Origin of the sequence: Pedobacter sp. SAFR-022 (genome assembly GCF_051965375.1) — a bacterium.
Lineage (GTDB): Bacteria > Bacteroidota > Bacteroidia > Sphingobacteriales > Sphingobacteriaceae > Pedobacter.
This window is the reverse complement of record NZ_JBQCME010000005.1, coordinates 86,170-108,526: the sequence shown is the minus strand read 5'-3', so window position 1 is coordinate 108,526 and position 22,357 is coordinate 86,170. Positions and strand designations below refer to the sequence as shown.

The 22,357-nt window shown below is 45.7% G+C and carries 14 protein-coding genes; 6 read left to right on the top strand and 8 right to left on the bottom strand.

Going from position 1 to position 22,357, the window contains the following annotated elements:
• Positions 1 to 21: 21 nt before the first annotated feature.
• Entirely contained in the window at positions 22 to 474 is a 453-nt protein-coding gene (locus tag ACTHQF_RS13130; RefSeq protein WP_440430697.1) for a BLUF domain-containing protein, read from the bottom strand.
• A gap of 173 nt (positions 475 to 647) precedes the next feature.
• Between ACTHQF_RS13130 and ACTHQF_RS13125 the strand changes: the two genes are divergently transcribed.
• Positions 648 to 1,019 (top strand): response regulator, encoded by a 372-nt coding sequence (locus ACTHQF_RS13125; protein WP_440430695.1) that lies wholly within the window; start codon positions 648 to 650, stop codon positions 1,017 to 1,019.
• A 218-nt stretch (positions 1,020 to 1,237) separates the two neighbouring features.
• Here the strand turns inward: ACTHQF_RS13125 and ACTHQF_RS13120 are convergent, their stop codons facing one another.
• On the bottom strand, positions 1,238 to 2,161 hold the full coding sequence (locus ACTHQF_RS13120) for a glycosyltransferase family 2 protein (protein ID WP_440430693.1): 924 nt from the start codon (positions 2,159 to 2,161) through the stop codon (positions 1,238 to 1,240).
• A gap of 208 nt (positions 2,162 to 2,369) precedes the next feature.
• Here ACTHQF_RS13120 and ACTHQF_RS13115 point away from each other — a divergent pair, with 208 nt between their 5' ends.
• Complete coding sequence (locus ACTHQF_RS13115) at positions 2,370 to 3,230, top strand: glycosyltransferase family 2 protein (RefSeq protein ID WP_440430691.1); 861 nt, start codon at positions 2,370 to 2,372, stop codon at positions 3,228 to 3,230.
• 75 nt (positions 3,231 to 3,305) lie between these two features.
• On the opposite strand, the gene ACTHQF_RS13110 is transcribed toward ACTHQF_RS13115, so the two are convergent.
• From ACTHQF_RS13110 to ACTHQF_RS13085, 6 genes are all read right to left on the bottom strand, one after another.
• Positions 3,306 to 4,217, bottom strand: a complete 912-nt coding sequence (locus ACTHQF_RS13110) for an NAD-dependent epimerase/dehydratase family protein (protein ID WP_440430689.1) — start codon at positions 4,215 to 4,217, stop codon at positions 3,306 to 3,308.
• Positions 4,218 to 4,358: 141 nt separating this feature from the next.
• Entirely contained in the window at positions 4,359 to 4,541 is a 183-nt protein-coding gene (locus ACTHQF_RS13105) for a DUF3606 domain-containing protein (RefSeq protein ID WP_440430687.1), read from the bottom strand.
• A gap of 79 nt (positions 4,542 to 4,620) precedes the next feature.
• Positions 4,621 to 5,712, bottom strand: coding sequence for a mannose-1-phosphate guanylyltransferase (locus ACTHQF_RS13100; protein ID WP_440430685.1), 1,092 nt, complete (start codon positions 5,710 to 5,712; stop codon positions 4,621 to 4,623).
• A 131-nt stretch (positions 5,713 to 5,843) separates the two neighbouring features.
• Complete coding sequence (locus ACTHQF_RS13095) at positions 5,844 to 6,299, bottom strand: hypothetical protein (RefSeq protein WP_440430683.1); 456 nt, start codon at positions 6,297 to 6,299, stop codon at positions 5,844 to 5,846.
• 7 nt (positions 6,300 to 6,306) lie between these two features.
• On the bottom strand, positions 6,307 to 6,603 hold the full coding sequence (locus ACTHQF_RS13090; protein WP_440430681.1) for a hypothetical protein: 297 nt from the start codon (positions 6,601 to 6,603) through the stop codon (positions 6,307 to 6,309).
• 10 nt (positions 6,604 to 6,613) lie between these two features.
• A complete protein-coding gene (locus tag ACTHQF_RS13085) occupies positions 6,614 to 7,252 on the bottom strand; it encodes a DUF6266 family protein (protein WP_440430679.1) in 639 nt (212 codons plus the stop codon).
• Between the two features lie 267 nt (positions 7,253 to 7,519).
• On the opposite strand from ACTHQF_RS13085, the gene ACTHQF_RS13080 reads away from it, so the two are divergent.
• The 4 genes from ACTHQF_RS13080 to glmS all read left to right on the top strand — a co-directional run bounded on the left by ACTHQF_RS13080 (position 7,520) and on the right by glmS (position 22,357).
• Positions 7,520 to 8,833: a nucleotide sugar dehydrogenase gene (locus ACTHQF_RS13080; protein WP_440430677.1), complete on the top strand. Its 1,314-nt coding sequence runs from the start codon at positions 7,520 to 7,522 to the stop codon at positions 8,831 to 8,833.
• Between the two features lie 272 nt (positions 8,834 to 9,105).
• Complete coding sequence (locus tag ACTHQF_RS13075) at positions 9,106 to 19,473, top strand: Calx-beta domain-containing protein (protein WP_440430675.1); 10,368 nt, start codon at positions 9,106 to 9,108, stop codon at positions 19,471 to 19,473.
• Positions 19,474 to 19,477: 4 nt separating this feature from the next.
• Entirely contained in the window at positions 19,478 to 20,467 is a 990-nt protein-coding gene (locus tag ACTHQF_RS13070; RefSeq protein WP_440430673.1) for a PorP/SprF family type IX secretion system membrane protein, read from the top strand.
• 51 nt (positions 20,468 to 20,518) lie between these two features.
• Positions 20,519 to 22,357, top strand: a complete 1,839-nt coding sequence (gene glmS / locus ACTHQF_RS13065) for a glutamine--fructose-6-phosphate transaminase (isomerizing) (protein WP_440430671.1) — start codon at positions 20,519 to 20,521, stop codon at positions 22,355 to 22,357.

Genomic DNA, 22,357 nt, shown 5'->3' with positions numbered 1-22,357 from the left:
AGGTGAAAAGCTTGGACGGCTTTACATGGCTTTACAAAACGACTTCATAAAGTCTAGTAACATGTGATTATTGATATCTTCTTTTGTCGCGAGTACCTCTGGATCTAATTCAAAAAAGCCGCTGAAGGATGGGCTAAGATCCAGGTTTATCTTTTCAAACCCCATTTCCCAAGAATTAAAGTTCCGGGTTTTAATGGGGCCATGTACTACCAGCGTCACATTGGTGTGTCGCCGGTCCTTTTGGATCCGCTGAAAAAGATCAACCAGCTTATGTTCTTCACCTTCGAGCACCTGGATGAATTTACGGTGCCGTTCCTGACTGGATTGGCCTTCAATATAGGCCAGGCAACCGGTAATGTCATCAAGTTTATTATTGAACCTGGACTGCGCCACGATTGCATCAATTTCCTCCTGTTTTAATCCCTTGGTTGCAACACTCATATAGATCAGGCTGTATATTGCTGGTGTTTGCATGGCACAAAGATAAGCTTATGGGCCCAGAAAGGGGTTTAAAGCGGCATATTAATTTCCGAAAAGTAGTCCCTAACCTTAATTTGTTCAACTGTTGTAAAGATTTGAGAAAGGGCTGTCTGAAACTGTGAATATCTTATCTTTGTCCGGATTTTAACCTCCTGAAAAACAAATCCATGAAAGGGACAATATTCGTCGTTGAGAAAGATCCATCGCTACTGGAGCTGCTGACACTGCTTTTGGAAGAAAAAGGATTACGCGTTCTTACGGCATCACCATTTGAAGATACACTGTCAGCAATCCTTAAGGCAAGGCCGGATGTGATCATATTGGATGTGATCCGTGTTACCGAGGAGGGTACCGCCCTTTGTGTGCAGCTGAATCAGCAGGAAGCAACCAAGGATATCCCTGTAATAGTGCTTTCAACGCATCCGAAGGCAGCTCAGGTTAAAGATGTCTGCGCGGACGAGGTTATTCTGAAGCCCTTTGATATTGATGAGTTGTTTGAAGCCGTTAACCAGCAGCTTAACCTGGCGGCATCTGATTGAAAGTTAGCAGATTAAAACGCTGGCTTCGTCAAAATATTTCTTTATTTCAAAAATAATACAACCTTTTTATTTTAAAGTTGTTTAACTTTAGTAAAACCTTAGGTAGAAAGGTTTATAGAATTGTTCTTTATAAATTACCAAAAAGGTTTCGGGGATCACGAGTGGTGGCTCAGCATTCCCGAAACCTCATTATATAAAGCTGCCCTTCCGCATAGGGTTTAATTCTTCAGTCCGCTTGCAAACCAGTGCATCAGCGACTTCGACGCTTCTGCCAGCACCTTCAGGCGGCTTCCAACATTCAAAGCTTTCGAATATTTTAGTGCCGCACTATATAGTGTTGCCGCTTTCCCGTATTCTTTTCTTTTTACGTAGGCTGGTAGAACATCCCAGTAATAGTAGTCCAATGCTTTTGGCAGGAGATCCCCGCGATTTTGTGTTGCCAGATAGTTCAGTACTTTATGGTGGTAGCGTTCCTTGGAGCCGAGGTGTTTCAGGCTGTTCCAGTTATTCATGATGCGTTCGCCACCTTCATGATCTATAAAGAGGGATAGTGGTTTTGGTAGCAGGGCAACTGTGGGATTTTGCTGCAAGATGCGGAAGGTCAGGTCAATATCCTGGCGACAGCTTAGCGAAAGATCGAAGCCATTTACTGCGGCAACCATTGCTTTGGAGAACATCCAGCTTTGTGTACTCCCGAGCACCTTACGTTTGATGAACAGGTCCATGATGGGTTCTTTGCCCGGTAAGACAGGCAGGTACTGCTGACCGCCGATCATGTTGACGTAAAAACCCGCGGCGCAGGCCTGGGCCTGTTGGCTGACCATGGCTTTGACCTGTTCTTCCAGCCTGCTCGGAAGCATCAGGTCGTCGGAGTCGAAGAACACGATGAGTTCCCCATTTGCCAGGCTAAAGCCATAGTTTCTTGCTGCCGGAGCACCCGCATTCTGCTGTTTGTAGTATTTGATCCTGGTATTCAGGTAAGGGGCGATCACTTCTGCCGAGCGGTCTGTAGAGCCGTCGTCGACCAGAATGATCTCGAAATGGGTATAGGTTTGCGCAATCAGGCTGTCGAGCGTTGCCGCTACACGGTCTGCGCGGTTATAAACAGGAATAATGATGGAAACGAGTGGCTGTTCTGGCATTAAGAAGGAATATTTTTATTTCAAATGTATGATCCTCGAAGTACAATTCCTGTACCGAATCCGCGTTAAAACAACAGTTAACAATAACATCACGATAAATAAACGGCGCTTTTGAAATAAATTTTCAAATTTGATACAAAATCGGCTCGCTACTTGATATGTGGCAGTTGATTTATAATAAAAAACAATATTGTCTCAAAAAAGAATAATGAAGAAAATTGCCGTGTTGCTCACCTGTCACAACAGGAAAGCCAAGACACTGAGTTGTTTAAGGGCACTGCATGCCTGCAGTCTGCCTGAAGACCTGAATTTTGATGTTTACCTGGTTGATGATGGAAGTACCGATGGCACCAAAGAAGCTGTTGCGGAACATTTCCCGGCAGTACATATTATTGTAGCGGATGGTTCACTTTTCTGGGCAGCTGGCAGCAATACCGCCTGGAAAGCAGCCATTGCTTCCGACACTGCTTACGACTACTATTTGTTGCTGAATGATGATACCCTGATCTTTCCGGAGCTGTTTGATGTTTTCGAACATGATCTGGCGATGCTGAACAATGCGGAGATTATCCTGGTTGGCAGTACCTATAGCTCGGCTGAGGACAGAAGCATCTCCTATGGTGGCCGCAAATTGCTGAAGCCTGGAGCACCGAAGGCAACCCTGCTTACCCCGAATGGCGTAAGTCCGCAGGCGATTGACCTTGGTAATGCCAACATTATGCTGGTGAGTCACCCCGTGGTTGAAAAGATCGGAGTGCTTACTGATGCCTACAAACATGGCTTTGCCGATTTCGAGTACACCCTTACGGCACGTAAACATAACATCCCGGTAATGATCACGTCGATGGTATTGGGCATCTGTGAAAATGATCACGGTAAAAAGTGGCTGTCTAAAGGTGAATCTACTCTAAAGGAGCGTATTGCCTTTATGTACAGTGTGAAAGGTCTTTCCTATGATAATTACATGAAATATTACCAAAGACACTTTCCGAAGCACGTTTTCCGTGAAAAGGTAAAGATGTGGTTGAAGACCTTGTTCCCATGGATCTGGGACCTGCTGAAACGATAAAAGAAAACCGGCCTTTGAGCCGGTTTTTTGTTTAAAACCCTGTTCGGTGGACCAGGATTGGAGCGTTAATATTGTTTAAGCCTCTTCGAGGCTGCTGATCGGATCAATACGCCTGAATACTGCGGGATCAAAGGCACCATGGCCTATGCCCATTTCCAGCAGTCCGGCGTAAAGTTCCAGTATGGTTTGTTTTAAAGTATAACGTGGTTGCTGTGCCGGGGCAAGCTGTTGGAACAGGCTATAGTCGTACGGCGGTATGCATCGCTCCTGTGGAACAGCGGAGCAGATCACCAGGCTGCCCGGGATGAGTTCTGCGACGATATCCGCAAGTTCGCTGCGGCGGAAGGTCCAGTTGGCAGCACCAGCCTGGATGTTTAAAAATGGTTCATCACTTACCTGCTTGCGGTTCACCGCCCAGGTGATCACCCTGGCCAGATCTTTCACGTGGATCAGGCTGATACAGGTATTAGCGTCACCGGGAACCAGGATCCGCCCATCGGTGATTGCTTGAAATACAAACTCGTTGAGCAGCAGATCCAAACGAAGGCGGTCGGTCATGCCGCAAGCGATACCGAACTGCAGCATGGTTACCTCGAAATTCGCATCAGCCAATGCTTGCAGCTTGCTCGAAACCTCGATGTCCCCCGGGCCATAAGGATCAATAAAATGTTCTACACCAGCTTGTTTAGCCATCTCTGCAAGCCGGATGGTGTTCAAGGCATTAATTTCCGGAAAAGCTTCAGGTGCACCTTTTGCAAGATGTATGATTACGTTTACGCCTTCAAGCAGGCTGGAGGGGATGTTGCGGACATCGCCAAAATGTTGGGCATCAAGGTTCCGTTCCGGCAAAAAGCCTGCATTGGTCAGCGCATGCGCAAAAGCGCCGGTATCATAGCCGATCAGTTCTGCGTTCGGGTAAACGCGGCGTAGTTGGGCCAGGGTCCCCGGGCCTACATAGCCCATGTTTCCGGTAATTAGAATTCTCATAACGAGCGTGATTAAACAAAGCGTTGGTTAAATTCGCTGTTATAAAATTAGGCAAAGTATTCACCGGGGGAAATGTTCCATAGCTTCTGTCCGCATTATGAGAAATTGCCTGTGTAGATTCGAGTAAACGCACAGTTTTTCTCATTGCTGCTTTTTCAGCCAAGCCTCTACATCCTCGCGTTTGTTGCCAACGGCTTCAATCGCGGCACGTACCTGCTCCCGGCTTACCCCAAGTTTTTCTTCGAGGTAAGACAGTTCATAACTTTCATTTCCATTAACCCGGCTGCGGTCGCGGCCGTCCTGTATGTTCTTATTATCTGACATGGTCCAATTTTTTGTTGCTAAAGGAACAAAGGACCAGAATAAAAAGTTTGACAATTATGGCGAATAGCGCCAATAGGGCTTATATAAAACGTTCCCCAAATTTAGATTTTACGTCCGCGACGATCTGTTTAACGCTTTGTTCTTCCGCTCTCGGGCAAATCATCAGCGTGTTATTGGATTCGACAACGATGTAATTGTGTAGACCCTGTAAGATCACCAGCTTTTCTTCCGGAACATTCACCATACAATTGGAGGAATCGAACATCATGACCTGCTCGGAGGGGATCACCGCGTTACCGACATAATCCTTTTCCGCCATATCGTAGATGGAAGACCAGGTTCCAAGGTCAGACCAGCCGAAGTCAGCTGGCAGCACATAAACATTCTCTGCTTTTTCCATGATGCCGAAGTCGATGGAAATATTGGTGCACTGCTGGTAAGCCCTTGCGATAAATTCTTTTTCCAGCCCGGTATTGTAGGCGGTAGCCCCTTGATCAAAGATCTCATGCATATCCGGCAGGTGTTTGCGGAAAGCGTTGGCTATGGCCTTTGCAGACCAGATGAAAATGCCGGCATTCCATAGAAAATCGCCACTTTGAATGAATGTCTGTGCCAGTTCGCGATTAGGTTTTTCGGTAAATAGTTTCACCTTATGGATCTGCTCGTCTCCTTCGAGACTATCGGCTGTAAACTGGATATAACCATATCCCGTATCGGGGCGACTCGGCTTAATGCCCAGGGTAACGAGCACATCATTGGATGCAGCCGCCTGCAAACATTGGTCAATTGCGTCGATGAAAGCATCCTGGTTGGCAATCGTATGGTCGGAAGGTGCAACGATTACTACGGCCTCCGGATTGATGGCGGCAATTTTCATGGCGCCGTAAGCGATGCAGGCTGCGGTATTGCGCATCATGGGTTCTGCCAGGATCTGGTTATCCTGCATGGCAGGGAGTTGTTCCCTGATCAGATCCACATAGATCTCGTTGGTCACGATGAATATGTTTTCAGGCGGGCAGGTTTTTAAAAATCGCTCATAAGTACTTTGAATCAGCGTTTTTCCGACGCCGAAGAAGTCAATGAATTGTTTCGGATGTGCAGTTCTGCTAACCGGCCAGAAGCGGCTACCAACGCCGCCCGCCATGATTAATGCGTAATTGTTTCTGTTCATAAAGTCCGTCCATTACTCTCAGGACATCTTTCATTCCTGATTGCGGGCAAGATACAACTTCATTGCCAGTAATGTAATGAACAGCTTGCTACACGGATTTTCACACGGAGATTCTTAAAATGGTTAAATCCTTAGTTTACATAGCTTACGGGATCATGTGCCTGTTTAAAGCTGTTTAAATTGTCCATCCAGGCAGTCTGGATGCCTATGAGGATCTCATTGTTGGTTTGCGGCTCCAATTGCAGGCGGAAAAGTGTGTCAGCGTCGCAGGGCAACTCCCGGCAGCTGAATTCCATGCGCTGAAAGACCACGCCGTTTGGCTCGCTTCCATGATACACCTGAAACAAGGTAAAAACCATTTCCACACCTTTATCTGATCTTGCGGGTTTAATTTGTACCGGCAACTCTTCCGCATTCAACCAGCAGGGCCTGGGTGCAGCGTTCGCTTTTACAACCGTATAGTGGTAATTGGAATTCAGCTGATCCAGTGCCGTGCAGCGCGTAATAATTTGCAGCATTGCCTGTTTTCCTTCCCTGCCAGGCAGGGGAAGTACTGTGGTGTCCAGTACCGTCATATTTTTTTCCATAGGTACATTATAGGTCAGCTGGTCTCCAGACTGGTAATTTATTTGCAAATAGTTGTATGCCGAAACTTTCCAGGTGTTCAATCTCCTGGTTTTTTGTTTTCACAATGGTGTCGTAGCCCAGTCTGTCAATGAAAGGAAGTTCGGGGTTCCTGAGATCCACACCACCCAGGCGAAAAAGCTCATCGACTGCAACATTGCTCCAGCGGTTCAATTGCAGGATCCGGGTGCATGCGGTTTGTGTGAAAGTCGGCTCATTTCTTTTCCAGGCGGGCGGCCTTTTATAGGTCCAACGGTTTTTTCCCATGGTTTGACCCTCAGTTCTGGGTAATGCTACCCAGGTAGACACTATTTGACACACTTTCACGATCTTCGGATACAAAGGCGATGTAGGTTTCCGCGGCCATAGCCCGATAGGATGGAGGTAAGGGCAGCAGGTCTGTACCTGTGCTGCGATGCGCCCCGGCGGTGCTGAACAGCGCTTCGCTGATCTCTGGAAACCAGGCCAGCAGCATCACCTGATCCTGGTTTGTGGACCAGGGCAGTTCCGGTTCAATGTCCCAGTTAAACCGGAGGCCTTCAGGATCCCTGGCAACATTCGGCTGCTTGGGTAAAAGGGCAGTACCCTGGCTCAGCAATACTTTATTGTAAAGGATTACCGGTTGTTGCCCTTCAAAGGTCACCGCATGCATACGGTTATAAGCGGTCGCCAGGTTATGGTAGTTGTGGATCGTACCTGCGGATTTGTTTTTAAAGCCGGCTTTAATAAAAGGCTTGATCTTGTTGAAGAAGGCCATCAGCAGTTTCATGCTGTTGTTCTGTGCCAGTACGTTCTTCGATTTGATTTTCTTTTTACTGCCGAGGCCACGGATAACTTCCTGACCATTGAGTTGGTAAAAAACCATCTTGGATATTTTACCATTTGCGGCCCCTGCGGGGCCAGTGGATCTTGCCATATTGGCGAACGTTTTATTTGGTTAAGTATCCAATATATTACTAATTGTTAAAACAAAACAACAATATTAGAAAATAATTAAACCTTGACGAGGTATTTGCTTGGGGTCTTGCCGCCTTTGATCCGGTGAGGGGGCGTTTCAACCCCGGTTCGAGGCCGGTTCGAGGGCGGCTTGAGGGCGTTTCAAGCCCCCGGCATTTACGCTGCTAAATTATATTCTGTTTAGCCGGAGTTCTATTCTGTAGATAGCCCTTATATTTGAACGCAAATGAAAGAACCGATTGCTGTGCTAACTGATGCCACCCGCATCGCTGTTATAGGCCTTGGCTATGTAGGCTTGCCACTGGCCGTGGCCCTCGCTGAAAAGTATCCCGTTATGGGCTTCGACATCAATCCTGCGCGAATTGATCATCTGAATAGGGCTAATGATCAGACACAGCAGGTGGAGGAACATGCTTTAAGGCAGGTCATGGCTAAGGATACAACAGGTGGCGGACTGGTTTTTACCAACGCGCTGGACGAGATCCGGGCATGTAGCATCTATATCGTGACGGTGCCTACTCCAGCGGACAAAAACAATCGTCCAGACCTGCGCATATTGTACAAGGCTAGTGAGATGGCGGGAAGCGTATTGAAGAAAGGTGATCTGGTGATCTATGAGTCGACGGTTTATCCTGGCGTTACAGAAGAGGAATGTGTGCCTATTCTGGAGCGTTTAAGCCAGTTGAAGTATAATGAAGACTTTTTTGTAGGTTATTCCCCTGAGCGCATCAATCCAGGGGACAAGATACGGACCATCACGAATATTTTGAAGGTGACCTCCGGTTCCACTCCAGAAGTAGCGGATTATGTGGATGCCCTTTACCGTTCCATTGTGACTGCCGGCACCCATAAAGCCAGCAGCATCAAGGTGGCAGAAGCCGCAAAGGTGATTGAGAATTCACAACGGGACATCAATATCGCTTTTGTGAATGAGCTGAGCAAGATCTTTAACCGCATGGGGATTGATACCCACGATGTCTTAGAGGCTGCCGGTACGAAATGGAACTTCCTGAAATTCTATCCCGGATTGGTCGGTGGGCACTGCATTGGCGTGGATCCTTATTACCTGGCGCAAAAGGCGCAGGAATTAGGCTACCATCCGGAGATCATTCTGGCCGGGCGGCGCCTGAATGACGATATGAGCAATTACATCGCAGGGGAGGTGATCAAGCTGATGATCAAAAATGATATACAGGTGAAAGCTTCCCGAATCCTGATCTTAGGCTTCACATTTAAGGAGAACTGCCCCGATGTCCGAAATACCAAAGTAATCGATATCATTAACGAGCTTGAGACTTACGATACCAAGGTTACTGTTTATGATCCATGGGCAAAGCCTGAGGAAGTGATGTCGGAATATGGTGTACTGTCCTACAACCAATTTGAAGCGATCTCTTCGGATCGGTTTGACACCATAATTCTGGCGGTTGGACATGATATTTTTAAATCGCTTAAACTGTCAGAATTGAAAAAGGACAAATCAATAGTGTATGATATCAAAGCTTTTCTAGACCGGAGCGAGGTTGATTATAGATTGTAGTGATGGTTGAGCCTGATGTGGTAAAATGTAGAGGTTTATTCGCTGTCTCGCATTCATTGGGGAAAATCTACACATTTAGTTTTTAGTTTATCAACGCTCGTAATTTTTAAAATCCTAATTCTGTTGCCTTGGAGAGCGGTTTTTATATTGATAATGCCTATTTAATCTGTTTTGGCACAGTTGTTAATGAAAAATTTTTGGGCTGTTCGGTAAGTGCGATCGAAATTTAGATTACTTTTGTTAAATATTATTTAACAATTGAATTTAAGTACTTGGACCTTAGCGCTCTTGTAAGCACCTGTTTGCTTCACATCAACTGGTTTCGTGGCTTTCAAAAATTTTCTCGTTTAATATTTATTTCTGTTTTTCTGCTTGCATTTGCTTCTGGTAAGTCCGCGAATGCTCAATCTAACTTACAGATCGATCAAAGTTTTAGTGAAGTAAATCCGAAGATCGGCGACGTAATCACGCTGATGCTGATCGCACAGAACACGGGTTCTCAAAATGCTACGAAGGTTACGGTAAATGATTTGTTGCCCATAGGCTTCAAATATATTTCAACGCTGGAAGGTACTGGTTATGTTCATACAACCGGTATCTGGAACATCGGCGATATGGCTGTTTCAAGTAGGCGAAACCTGCGAATTCAGGTTCAGGTATTAAGCAATGACTCCTATACCAATGTTGCTAACATTTCCGGTGCGGAAATAGAATCGGATCTGACCAACAATGTATCCACCAAATTTGTTTCTCCAGTTTATACCATTGCTGGAAATGTTTATCACGATGTTAATGGATTTACTGACGCATTAACGAATAATACTTCCACTAAGCCCTTATTTGCACCAGTTTACGTGAGTTTACTTGACCAGGTCAAAACAATCATGGCTACAAAGCCTGTCTCCGCTGACCAAAAATTTCGTTTTGAAAATCAACCAGGGGGCTTCTATCAACTGGTGCTACATCAGAATCCCTCGGGCTCTTCGACATCAAGTTTGCCCACTGGGTGGGTGAACACCTCTGAAGGATTTAGCGGTTCTTCAGACAATATGCCGGATGGCGGGCTGTTGTTGAAAACAAACAGCGTAAATGCCACGGAGCTCGTATTTGTTGAGGATTTCGGTGTTGGGGAAGGAATTGGGCCGGCGCTTGGGACAGGTATTACGACCTACACTTATAAAGTTCCGAACCTGGCAAATAATTCCAAGGTCGAGGACGGCTTTTATACCATTGCAAGCAATGCGCAGCAAGGCTCTAATTCATGGCAGAATGTTTCCGATCATACAACACCAGGTGACGGACGTTTCCTGCTTGTAAATGCAGACACAAGGCCTATAGAATTTTATCGAAGGAAGGTTAGCGGCTTATTGCCAAATCAGGCTTACCAGCTTAAGTTCTGGGCCATAAATGTCAATAGCAAGGCCGATTATGATTATTGTTCAGGAACAAGAGGCGGTTTTGTGTTTCCGAACATCAAATATAGCATCGAAAGTGCGTCCAGTTTAGAGATTCTACGCTCTGGAGCCACCGGTGTAGTTGCCTATGCTGCGAACGCGAAATGGATTGAATACACTTTCGACTTTAATACTTCAAACAATACGGAGGTTGACTTTTTCCTTACCAATACTGCCCCGGGTGGCTGTGGAAATGATCTGGGTATAGATGATATATCGGTTCGGAAAGTACCGACTATTTCTATAAATGCTGTTAGTGCTGATTTTGGTGTGCAGGAGCGGCCCAAAGTAGATTTGAACCCCGCTTCCATAAGGTTGCAGAATCCTGGAGGGACTAACGCTGTTGAAGTTCCGGCGGCAAGCTTTTCCGGCACTGACGACGGTACCATTGAGTTTGTACACATAACTTCCTTTCCAGAGCACCTGAACTCACTCGTTGCCAACGGCACGACCTATACCAAGGCGACATTCCCATCAGAAGGTATCAAAGTGGACTATAAATCGCTCCGAGTTCAGGTAGATCCAGATGACGGACGAGTTGAAACCATGATCGCGTATAAACTTATTGACAACGCCGGGTATGAAAGTTTAAATACGGGTACAATCACTATTACTTTTGAAGTTTTGAGTGTCACCCTATCCGGCTTGACATCCGTTTCGGAGAAAGACGGGTTGGTTAAGTATACCATTACTCTAAATGGGCCTGCTGGTTTGGTTACATCATTTCCAATTAGCCTGGAGACTGGGATAACCGCTGGAACTGCAAAGGTTTCTGATTATGATTTTACGCCTACAGTTATCACCTTTCCTGCCGGAGCGTCAGTAGGGAAAGCAGAATTTTTTGAAGTAGGGATCAAGGATGATGCTATTGTTGAAAGTTTGGAAGATTACACTGCAACCTTGAGTTCTCCCACAGGTGGCGTTACCTTAGTCAATTCCGGAGTTGTTACGACTATCAAGGACGATGATGAAATGCACATTGTGCTTAGTGGAGCAATGGCAGTTGCAGAAGGAACAGCTGTTACTTACACAGCAACCCTGACGGGCACTGCTGAGGGTATTCAGGATGAAGTGTCCGTGGGCTTTAAGACTACTGATGGCACAGCGAAGGCTGGTTTTGATTATTCCAATTCCAGTGGCCAGCTGACCTTTGCTGCAGGTGCAGTTAAAGGGGCAAAGCAAACTATTACGGTTCAGACCACTGATGATAAATTGGTAGAGCTAGCAGAAACCTATACAGCGGTTATTAGCGGTGTTGTGGGACCTTCGTCTGTAACGATTGAAACAGCAGAAGTTGTTACCGAAATTACAGATAATGATGAAATGCATATTGTGCTTAGTGGAGCAAAGGCAGTTGCAGAAGGTACAGCTGTTACTTACACGGCAACCCTGACAGGTACTGCTGAAGGTATTCAGGACGAAGTTTCGGTAGACTATAAGACTGTTGATGGCTCTGCAAAAGCTGGTGCTGACTATACCAGTTCCAGCGGCAAGCTGACCTTTGCTGCTGGCGCAGTTAAGGGTGCCGAACAGACTTTTACAGTTCAGACTACTGATGATAAGCTGGTAGAGCCAGCAGAAACCTATACGGCGGTTATCAGCAATGCTGTAGGACTTTCAGCGGTAACGATAGAAACAGCTGAAGTTGTTACGGCCATTACTGACAACGATGCAATGCAAATTGTGCTTAGTGGTGAATCAACAGTAACCGAAGGCGGGTTGGCTAAATACACAGCAACTCTGACCGGTACTGCCGATGGTATTCAGGACGAAGTTTCAGTAGACTATAAGACTGTTGGTGGCTCAGCAAAAGCTGGAGTTGATTATACTAATTCTAGCGGCAGGCTGACTTTTGCTGCCGGCGCAATTAGGGGAACCGAGCTAAGTTTCACTGTTCAGACAACCGACGATAAACTTGTAGAACCGACTGAGAGCTATACTGCAAGTATAAGCGGCAGTTTCCTCGCTGGCGGAGTAAGGTTGGGCACCGCTGAGGTTACTACTGAAATTACCGATAATGATGAAATGCGCATTGTGCTTAGTGGGCTGGCAACAGTTGCTGAAGGGACAGCCGTTACTTACACGGCAACCCTGGTTGGTACTGCCGATGGGATTCAGGATGAAATTTCAATAGAGTATAAAACTACAGATGGCTCAGCAAAGGCGGGTCTAGATTTTATCAGTTCAAGTGGCAAGCTTAATTTTCCCGCTGGTGCAGTTAAGGGTGCTCAACAAACCGTTACGGTTCAGACGCTTGATGACAAAGTTGTAGAGCCAGCAGAAATCTATACAGCGGTTATCAGCAATGCTGTAGGACTTTCAGCGGTAACAATAGAAACAGCTGAAGTTGTTACGACCATTACTGACAATGATGCAATGCAAATTGTGCTTAGTGGTGAATCAACAGTAACCGAAGGCGGGTTGGCTAAATACACAGCAACTCTGACCGGTACAGCCGATGGTATTCAGGACGAAGTTTCAGTAGACTATAAGACCGTTGATGGCTCAGCAAAAGCCGGTGCTGACTTTATTAGTTCCAGCGGCAAGCTGACCTTTGCTGCAGGTGCACTTAAAGGGGCAAAGCAAACTTTTACGGTTCAGACCACTGATGATAAATTGGTAGAGCCAGCAGAAAACTATACAGCTGTTATCAGCAATGCTGTAGGATTTTCATCTGTAACGATAGAAACTGCAGAAGTTGTTACGACCATTACTGACAATGATGCAATGCAAATTGTGCTTAGTGGCGCAAAGGCAGTTGCAGAAGGAACAGCTGTTACTTACACAGCAATGCTAACGGGTACGGCTGATGGTATTCAGGACGAAGTTTCAGTAGATTATAAGGCTGTTGATGGCTCAGCAAAAGCTGGTGCTGATTATACCAGTTCCAGTGGCAAGCTGACTTTCGCTGCCGGTGCAGTTAAGGGTGCTCAACTAACCTTCACTGTTCAGATCACCGACGATAAACTGGTAGAGCCTGCAGAAAACTATATAGCTGTCATCGGCGGTGTTGTTGGACTTCCGGCGGTAACGATAGAAACTGCAGAAGTTGTTACCGAAATTACAGACAATGATGAAATGCAGATCATCCTTACTGGAGCAAAGACAGTTGCAGAAGGTACAGCTGTTATTTACACAGCAACCCTGATGGGTACTGCCGATAAGATTCAGGACGAGATATCCGTAGACTTTAAAACTACTGATGGCACAGCAAACGCTGGTGCTGATTATACCAGTTCCAGCGGCAAGCTGACCTTTGCAGCAGGTGCAGCGAAGGGATCCAAATTGACCTTTACCGTCCAGACTACTGATGACAAGATTGTAGAACCTGCAGAAAGTTATACCGCAATTATCAGCGGTGTTGTTGGACTTCCGGGGGTAACGATTGAAACACCTGATGTTGTTACAACCATTACAGACAATGATGAAATGCAGATTGTACTTAGTGGAGCAACTACTGTCGCGGAAGGAAATGAAGTTATTTACACAGCAACCCTGGTGGGTACTGCTGATAAGATTCAGGACGAGATATCATTAGATTTTAAAACTATTGATGGCACAGCAAAAGCTGGAGTTGATTTTACCAGCTCCAGTGGCAAGCTGACTTTTGCTGCCGGCGCAGTTAAGGGTGCCTATCAGACATTTACTGTTCAGACTACTGATGATAAATTGGTAGAGCCAGCAGAAGCCTATACTGCAAGTATCAGCAATGTAGTGGGCCTTTCAGCTGTAACGATAGAAACAGCTGAAGTTGTTACAACCATTACCGACAATGACGCGATGCAAATTGTGCTTAGTGGTGAATCAACAGTTACCGAAGGCGGGTTGGCTAAGTATACAGCAACCCTGACGGGTGCTGCTGATGGGATCCAGGATGAGGTATCAGTGGAGTATAAGACTGTTGATGGCTCTGCAAAAGCTAGTGCTGATTATACCAGTTCCAGTGGCAAGCTGACCTTTGCTGCAGGCGCAGTTAAGGGTGCCAAGCAAACTTTTACAATTCAGACCACTGATGATAAATTGGTAGAGCCAGCAGAAACCTATACTGCAAGTATCAGCAATGTAGGAGGGCTTTCATCTGTAACGATAGAAGCAACTGAAGTTGTTACGACCATCACAGACAATGATGCGATGCAAATTGTGCTTAGTGGCGAAGGGGCAGTACCTGAAGGCGGGTTGGTTAAATATACAGCAACCCTGATGGGTACTGCTGAAGGTATTCAGGACGAAGTGTCGTTAGACTATAGTACTGTTGATGGCTCAGCAAAGGCTGGTGCAGATTATATTAGTTCCAGTGGCAAGCTGACTTTTCCTGCCGGCGCAGTTAACGGTGCTCAACAAACATTTACGGTTAAGACCACCGATGATAAAGTGGTAGAACCAGTAGAAAAGTATACTGCAAGCATAAGCGGCAGCTTCATTGGTCTCGGATTAAGTTTGGGCACCGCTGAGGTTACCACAGAAATTACCGATAACGATGCGATGCAAATTGTGCTTAGTGGCGGCGGGGCAGTACCTGAAGGCGGGTTGGTTAAATATACAGCAACTCTGACGGGTACTGCTGAAGGTATTCAGGATGAAGTGTCAGTGGGGTATAAGACTGTTGATGGCTCAGCAAAGGCGGGTCTTGATTATACCGGTTTAAGCGGCAAGCTTACTTTTCCTGCAGGTGCAGTTAAGGGTGCCTATCAGACATTTACTGTTCAGACTACTGATGATAAATTGGTAGAGCCAGCAGAAGCCTATACTGCAAGTATCAGCAATGTAGTGGGCCTTTCAGCTGTAACGATAGAAACAGCTGAAGTTGTTACAACCATTACCGACAATGACGCGATGCAAATTGTGCTTAGTGGTGAATCAACAGTTACCGAAGGCGGGTTGGCTAAGTATACAGCAACCCTGACGGGTGCTGCTGATGGGATCCAGGATGAGGTATCAGTGGAGTATAAGACTGTTGATGGCTCTGCAAAAGCTAGTGCTGATTATACCAGTTCCAGTGGCAAGCTGACCTTTGCTGCAGGCGCAGTTAAGGGTGCCAAGCAAACTTTTACAATTCAGACCACTGATGATAAATTGGTCGAGCCTGCAGAAAGGTATACCGTAAGTATCAGCGGTGTTTCGGGACCTTCGTCTGTAACGATAGGAACAGCAGAAGTTGTTGCCGAAATTACAGACAATGATGAAATGCAGATCATCCTTACTGGAGCAAAGGCAGTTGCAGAAGGTACAGCTGTTATTTACACAGCAACCCTGACTGGTACTGCCGATGGGATTCAGGACGAGATATCAGTAGACTTTAAAACTACTGATGGCTCAGCAAAAGCCGGTGCTGACTACAGCAGCTTAAGTGGAAAGCTGACTTTTCCTGCTGGCGCAGTTAAAGGTGACCTACAAACCTTTACGGTTAAGACTATTGATGACAAGATTGTAGAGCAAGCAGAAAGGTATACCGGAAGTATCAGCGGTGTTAGGGGAATTCCAGGGGTAACGATAGAAACGGCAGAAGTTGTTACTGAGATTATAGACAATGATGCGATGCAGATTGTGCTTAGCGGAGCATCTACTATTGCTGAAGGTAAAGAAGTAATCTATACAGCAACCCTGACGGGTACAGCTGACGGGATCCAGGATGAGATATCGGTAGTGTATAAGACTGCCGATGGCTCAGCAAAAGCTGGTGCTGACTATACCAGTCTAAGCGGCAAGCTGACCTTTGCTGCAGGTGCAGTTAAAGGGGCAAAGCAAACTTTTACGGTTCAGACCACCGACGACAAATTGGTAGAGCCTGCAGAAAGATATATCGCAAGCATCAGCGGTTTTGCGGGCGCTTCGTCTGTGACGATTGAAACTGCAGAAGTTGTTACCGAAATTACAGACAATGATGCGATGCAAATTGTGCTTAGCGGAGCATCTACTATTGCTGAAGGGAATGAAGTAACTTACATCGCAACGCTGACGGGTCCTGCTGAAGGTATTCAGGACGAGATATCGGTTGAGTATAAAAATACTGATGGTACAGCAAAGGCTGGTGTTGACTACAGCAGATTAAGTGGCAAGTTGACTTTCCCTCCTGGCGCAGCAAGGGATTCTAAGCTAAGTTTCACTGTTCAGACGACCGACGATAAATTGGTAGAGCCAGCAGAAACCTATACTGCAAGTATCAGCAATGTAGGAGGGCTTTCTGCTGTAACGATAGGCACCGCTGAAGTTGTTACGACCATCACTGACAATGATGCGATGCAAATTGTGCTTAGTGGTGAACCAACAGTTACCGAAGGCGGGGTGGCTAAATATACAGCAACCCTGACGGGTACAGCTAATGGGATCCAGGATGAAATTTCGGTAGACTACAAAATTGTTGATGGCACCGCAAAGGCTGGTGGCGATTATACCAGTTCCAACAGCAAGCTGACTTTCGCTGCGGGTGCAGTTAAGGGTAACCAACTAACCTTCACTGTTCAGACTACTGATGATAGAATTGTTGAACCAGCAGAAAACTATACTGCAAACATTAGTGGCAACTTCATTGGAATGGGAGTCAGCCTGGGAACAGCTGAGGTTATTACCACGATTACGGATAATGATGAAATGCGCATTGTGCTTAGTGGTCCGGTAACAGTAAACGAAGGGGGATCGGTTACTTACACAGCAACCCTGACGGGGGATGCTGATGGTATTCAGGAATCTGTATCATTAAACTATAAATCTACCGACGGCTCAGCAAAGGCTGGAGTTGATTACGTCACTTGCGATTGCAAGCTAAACTTTGCAGCAGGATCCGTTCGTGGTGCGACCCAGACTTTCACGGTGCAGACGCTTGATGACAAGGTGGTAGAATCACCAGAGTCTTATACTGCAAGCATCAGTGATGTTGTTGGACTTTCTCCTGTAACGACAGAAACCGCCGAGATTATTACGACGATTACTGATAATGACGAGATACGTGTTGTGCTTTCTGGTCCTGCAACAATTACGGAAGGAGCACTGGCCAGCTATACGGTAACACTGACCGGTGCGGTTGGAGTAAGTATCCAGGATGCTTTGTCGCTGCACTATAGAACTGTAGATGGCTCAGCAATAGCTGGTGCTGATTATACAAGTTCGAGTGGGCAGTTAAGCTTTGCAGCAGGCGCTGTTACCGGTGCAACACAGATCTTCAGCGTCCAGACGATTAATGACAAAATCGGGGAGCCAGATGAATCTTACAAAGTTAGTTTATCTAACCTGAGGGGCCGGGCGGTACTCGGTGAATCAAATGTAGAGACTTTAATTAAAGATGCTAACGCGCCTGCAATCACGCTGTCTGATGCAAATGCGATTGAAGGCAGTCCGGTGGCATTCCCGGTTGCCCTGAGTAATCCAAGTTCAACCGATCTGAAGTTAATATACCAGCTATTAAAGGGAACCGCAGGTGACTCCGATTATAAAGGTTCTGAAGTTACAATTATAATTAAAGCTGGTGAAACTGCAGGCTTTTTGATTGTTCCAACGGTTGTTGATGACTTGCTTGAATCGGATGAAACTTTCAGCATTGTATACAAACAACTTGTGTCTGGAATAGTTGGGTCAACCGCCTCAAGTGCTACCGGAACCATTATAGATAATAATGCTGCGCTAAAATTTAGCAAGGAAATTTCCGGGAATCTGCCCAAACAACCGGGAGAGGTACTTAACTACAAACTGGTTCTTACCAATACGGGTCATGTTCCTATAACTAATATTTTGGTTAACGATGATAATGCAAAGTTATCGAGAACTTCAATCTCGTCATTAGCGCCGAACGAGGTATTCACAATTGACGCAAGCCATATCCTTACACAATCAGATCTTGACGAGGGTAAGGTCACCAACCAGGCAAAAGCAATATGGAGAGACCCGCAAGATCATAATGTAGTTACCCTGTCCGATGATCCTTCAACTCCAATTCCTGATGATCCTACAATATTTCCGATAAAGCAAGTAGCAGGCATAGCACTGGTAAAAACCGGAATTCTAAACAAAACCGGAACTTCAATCAACTATACGTTTAACCTTAGAAATACGGGCAACGTTACCCTACGCGATTTGGTGTTGACAGATCCGCTTCTCGGTGGCTTGTTGGTGTTAAAAGAACGCACTCTGCTTCCGGCTGCGTCTATGGAAATGCAGAAAGAATATCGATTGTCGCAAACTGAAATTGATAAAGGACTGATAAGTAATACTGCCGTTGTAAAAGCAATCACGCCTGCAGGAGATCAGGTAAGTGATGTTTCGGGCGCAACAGTTCAGGATGACAATCCGACAATTACGCAGATTGGAAACCACCCGGCTATAACATTGGTGAAGACAGGTGTTTTAAACGCAGACCTTAGAACAATCCTTTACTCATTCAAGGTAACGAATACCGGAAATGTGACGCTGTATAATTTAAATCTTAGGGATGAAAAGCTGTCTTCAACCGGATTGCCTTTAACAGTAAATTCACTGGTGCCAGGAGCTTCGACGACCACTACAGCACGTTATACAATTTCTACAGCAGAAAAAATTGATGGTCAGGTGATCAATACTGCAATCGTAACTGCGGTTACCGCAATTAATGCAAAGGTCAGCGATATATCCGGGTTAACCCAAAATGATGATGAACCGACTGTGGTAGCGTTTGTAGTACCGCCAGTCGCGAATGATGATGTCGGCTCTACAAAAAGCGATGTGAAGCTTGAAATCCCCCTTGTTGAAAATGATATCGCTAAGCTATTCCCGCTGGATAGATCTACTTTGATTATTACCGGTCGACCGTCATATGGCACTATCGATCCAGGAAGTGATGGACGGGTGACCTATACTCCTGACAAAGGTTACATCGGGACGGATCGTTTTAAGTACCAGATTAAAGACTCCATTGGCGTGTCTTCGAACGAGGCCCTTGTGTTGATCCAGATCACGCCACCAGACCTTGAAATTCCAAATACATTCACCCCAAATGGAGATGGAAAGAATGATAGGTTCGAAATAAAGGGCAGAGAAAACTATGACAACATAGAACTTTCTATTTACAACAGGTGGGGAGATGAGGTTTACCGGAGTAATAACTACAAAAATGAATGGGATGGGTCCAACCTGAATGAAGGAACCTATTACTATCTACTAAGACTTAAGAAAGGAACTGTGCTGGAGTCGCGACGCAGTTGGGTATTGATTAAAAGGTAATTTAATGAAACATATAAAACTTATTCTGGCCACTATCAGCTTTTTACTCGGCATTGCCCGGGAAAGCAGTGCCCAGCAGACGATCCAATTCAGCCAGTACATATTTAACAGCTTAAGTGTAAATCCGGCATATGCGGGCTACAAAGAAGAGTGGTTTGCACAGATGGGCTTGCGTAAACAATGGGTCGGTGTAGAAGGCGCACCACAAACCGGAACGGTGTCTTTAGATGGTATCCTTGATCCGAGGGATCGAAAGATGGGACTCGGCGTCCAGATTGCCGCTGATAAACTAGGTCCCCAATCTGTGACGACTGCAACATTGAACTATGCTTACCGGCTGCAGCTAGACCCTCAGGACAATAGAAGACTAAGCTTTGGGATTGCCGCGGGCATGGCTCAATACACCTTAAGAGGAGATCTATTGAACACCATTGATGATAATGACCAGGCACTGCCAACAGGAAGGGAAAATTCCTTTGTTCCGGATTTCAGGGTTGGCGCTTTCTATAATTCGAACTATTTATACCTTGGCCTGTCTGTGATGAATGTTTTTTCCCGGGTGAACGATGTAGTCGATCCTTCACAAACAGACTTGAATATCGACAGGAGCCGCCATGCCTATTTTATGGCAGGAGGATTAATTAACTTATCCCAGGGTTTAAGGATCCGCCCCAGTATTTTGTTGAAAGAAGATTTCAGAGGACCTACGAGTGCGGATTTAAATGCGATGATGATCTTTAATGACCGGATCTGGATTGGCGCTTCCTATAGGACAGGCATGAGTTTGTGGAAGAAAGACTTTAAGGGATTAAGTAAGGATAACTCGGTTTCCGGTATTGCACAGATTTTTATTACCGAGCGGTTCAGAATTGGATATTCTTATGACTATGTGACAAGCGATCTGGGAAGTAGCCTGAACGGTTCACATGAAATTACCATGGCGCTGGCTTTTGGGAAAGTCCCGAGGGCATTAATTTGCCCGAGGGTATTTTAAGGAATTAATTTACCTTTGGTTCGATTAACGTTTTTTAATTATCTCATTTTTATGTGTGGAATTGTAGGGTACATTGGCTTCCGTGAAGCCTGGCCAATTGTAATAAAAGGCCTTAAAAGATTAGAATACCGTGGCTATGATAGTGCAGGTATCGCTTTGATCGGTGAAAGTGGATTAAATATTTATAAAAAAGCAGGCAAGGTTGCTGAATTGGAAAGTTTTGCTGCGGAGAAAGACCAAACGGGCAGCGTCGGCATAGGTCACACACGCTGGGCTACCCATGGTGCGCCATCGGACCGTAACTCCCACCCACATACGTCTAATGATGGTCAGCTGAGTATTATTCACAACGGGATAATTGAAAATTATGCCACCATAAAAGAAGAACTACTGGAACGCGGACATACTTTTAATAGTGATACCGACACTGAAGTTCTGGTACACCTTATAGAAGAAATTTACAAGAACGAGAATAATGACCTGTTGGAAGCGGTTCGTTTAGCGCTACATGAAGTTAGCGGCGCTTATGCCATCGTGGTCATGGATAAAAATAATCCGGATCAACTGATTGCTGCCAGAAAGGGCAGTCCCATGGTTATTGGCGTAGGCGTAGGTGAATACTTCATCGCTTCGGATGCCACACCAATTGTAGAATATACCAAAAACGTCATTTACCTGAAAGATAACGAGATCGCGTTTTTAAAGCGTGATGAGCTGGTGATCAAAAGGCTTGACAATGTGGAGCAGACACCTTATATCCAGGAGTTGGAGATGAAGCTGGAGATGCTGGAGAAAGGTGGTTACGAGCATTTCATGCTTAAAGAAATCTATGAGCAGCCACGATCCATTCGCGACTGCCTGCGTGGCCGTATTTATCCGAATGAAGGACGGGTGCAGCTTGGCGGACTCCAGGAATATGCGGAAAAGTTCAAGAATATAGACCGGATCATCATTATTGCCTGTGGAACTTCCTGGCATGCCGGTTTGGTAGGAGAATATTTGATTGAAGAATATGCGAGAATCCCGGTAGAAGTTGAGTATGCTTCGGAGTTCCGTTACCGTAATCCGATTATCACGGAGAAAGATATCGTTATTGCCATTTCACAGTCAGGGGAAACCGCTGATACGATGGCTGCCATCGAAATGTCGAAGGAAAAAGGTGCTACGATCTTTGGGGTGTGTAATGTGGTTGGTGCATCCATACCAAGGATCACCCATGCAGGCGCTTATACCCACGCCGGTCCGGAGATCGGGGTGGCTTCTACGAAAGCGTTCACGGCACAAGTGACTGTACTTACGCTGATCGCATTCTTTATGGCGCAACAGCGTGGAACCGTTCAAAACTCGAAATTAGTAGAGTTGTTAACGGAGTTAGATTTGATCCCTGAAAAGATACAGCAAGCATTAGCCGCAGATGACATGATCCGCGAAATTTCGGCACGTTTCAAGGATTCGAGGAACTGTTTGTTTTTAGGTCGTGGAAGTGGATTCCCAGTAGCCCTTGAGGGGGCGCTGAAATTAAAGGAAATTTCATACATCCATGCAGAAGGTTATCCTGCTGCGGAAATGAAACATGGTCCAATTGCCCTGATTGATGAAGAGATGCCAGTGGTGGTGATTGCAACCAAAAATTCTTCTTATGAAAAGGTGATCAGTAACATTCAGGAAGTTAAAGCCAGAAAGGGTATCGTGCTTGCTATTGTTACGGAGGGGGACCAAACCGTACGTGCGATGGCTGATTATGTAATCGAAATTCCGGATGCTAGCGAAGCTTTTCTACCGCTGCTTGCGACAATTCCTTTGCAATTACTCTCGTACCATATCGCAGTATTGCGTGGATGTAATGTGGACCAACCAAGAAATCTTGCTAAATCTGTAACCGTTGAATAA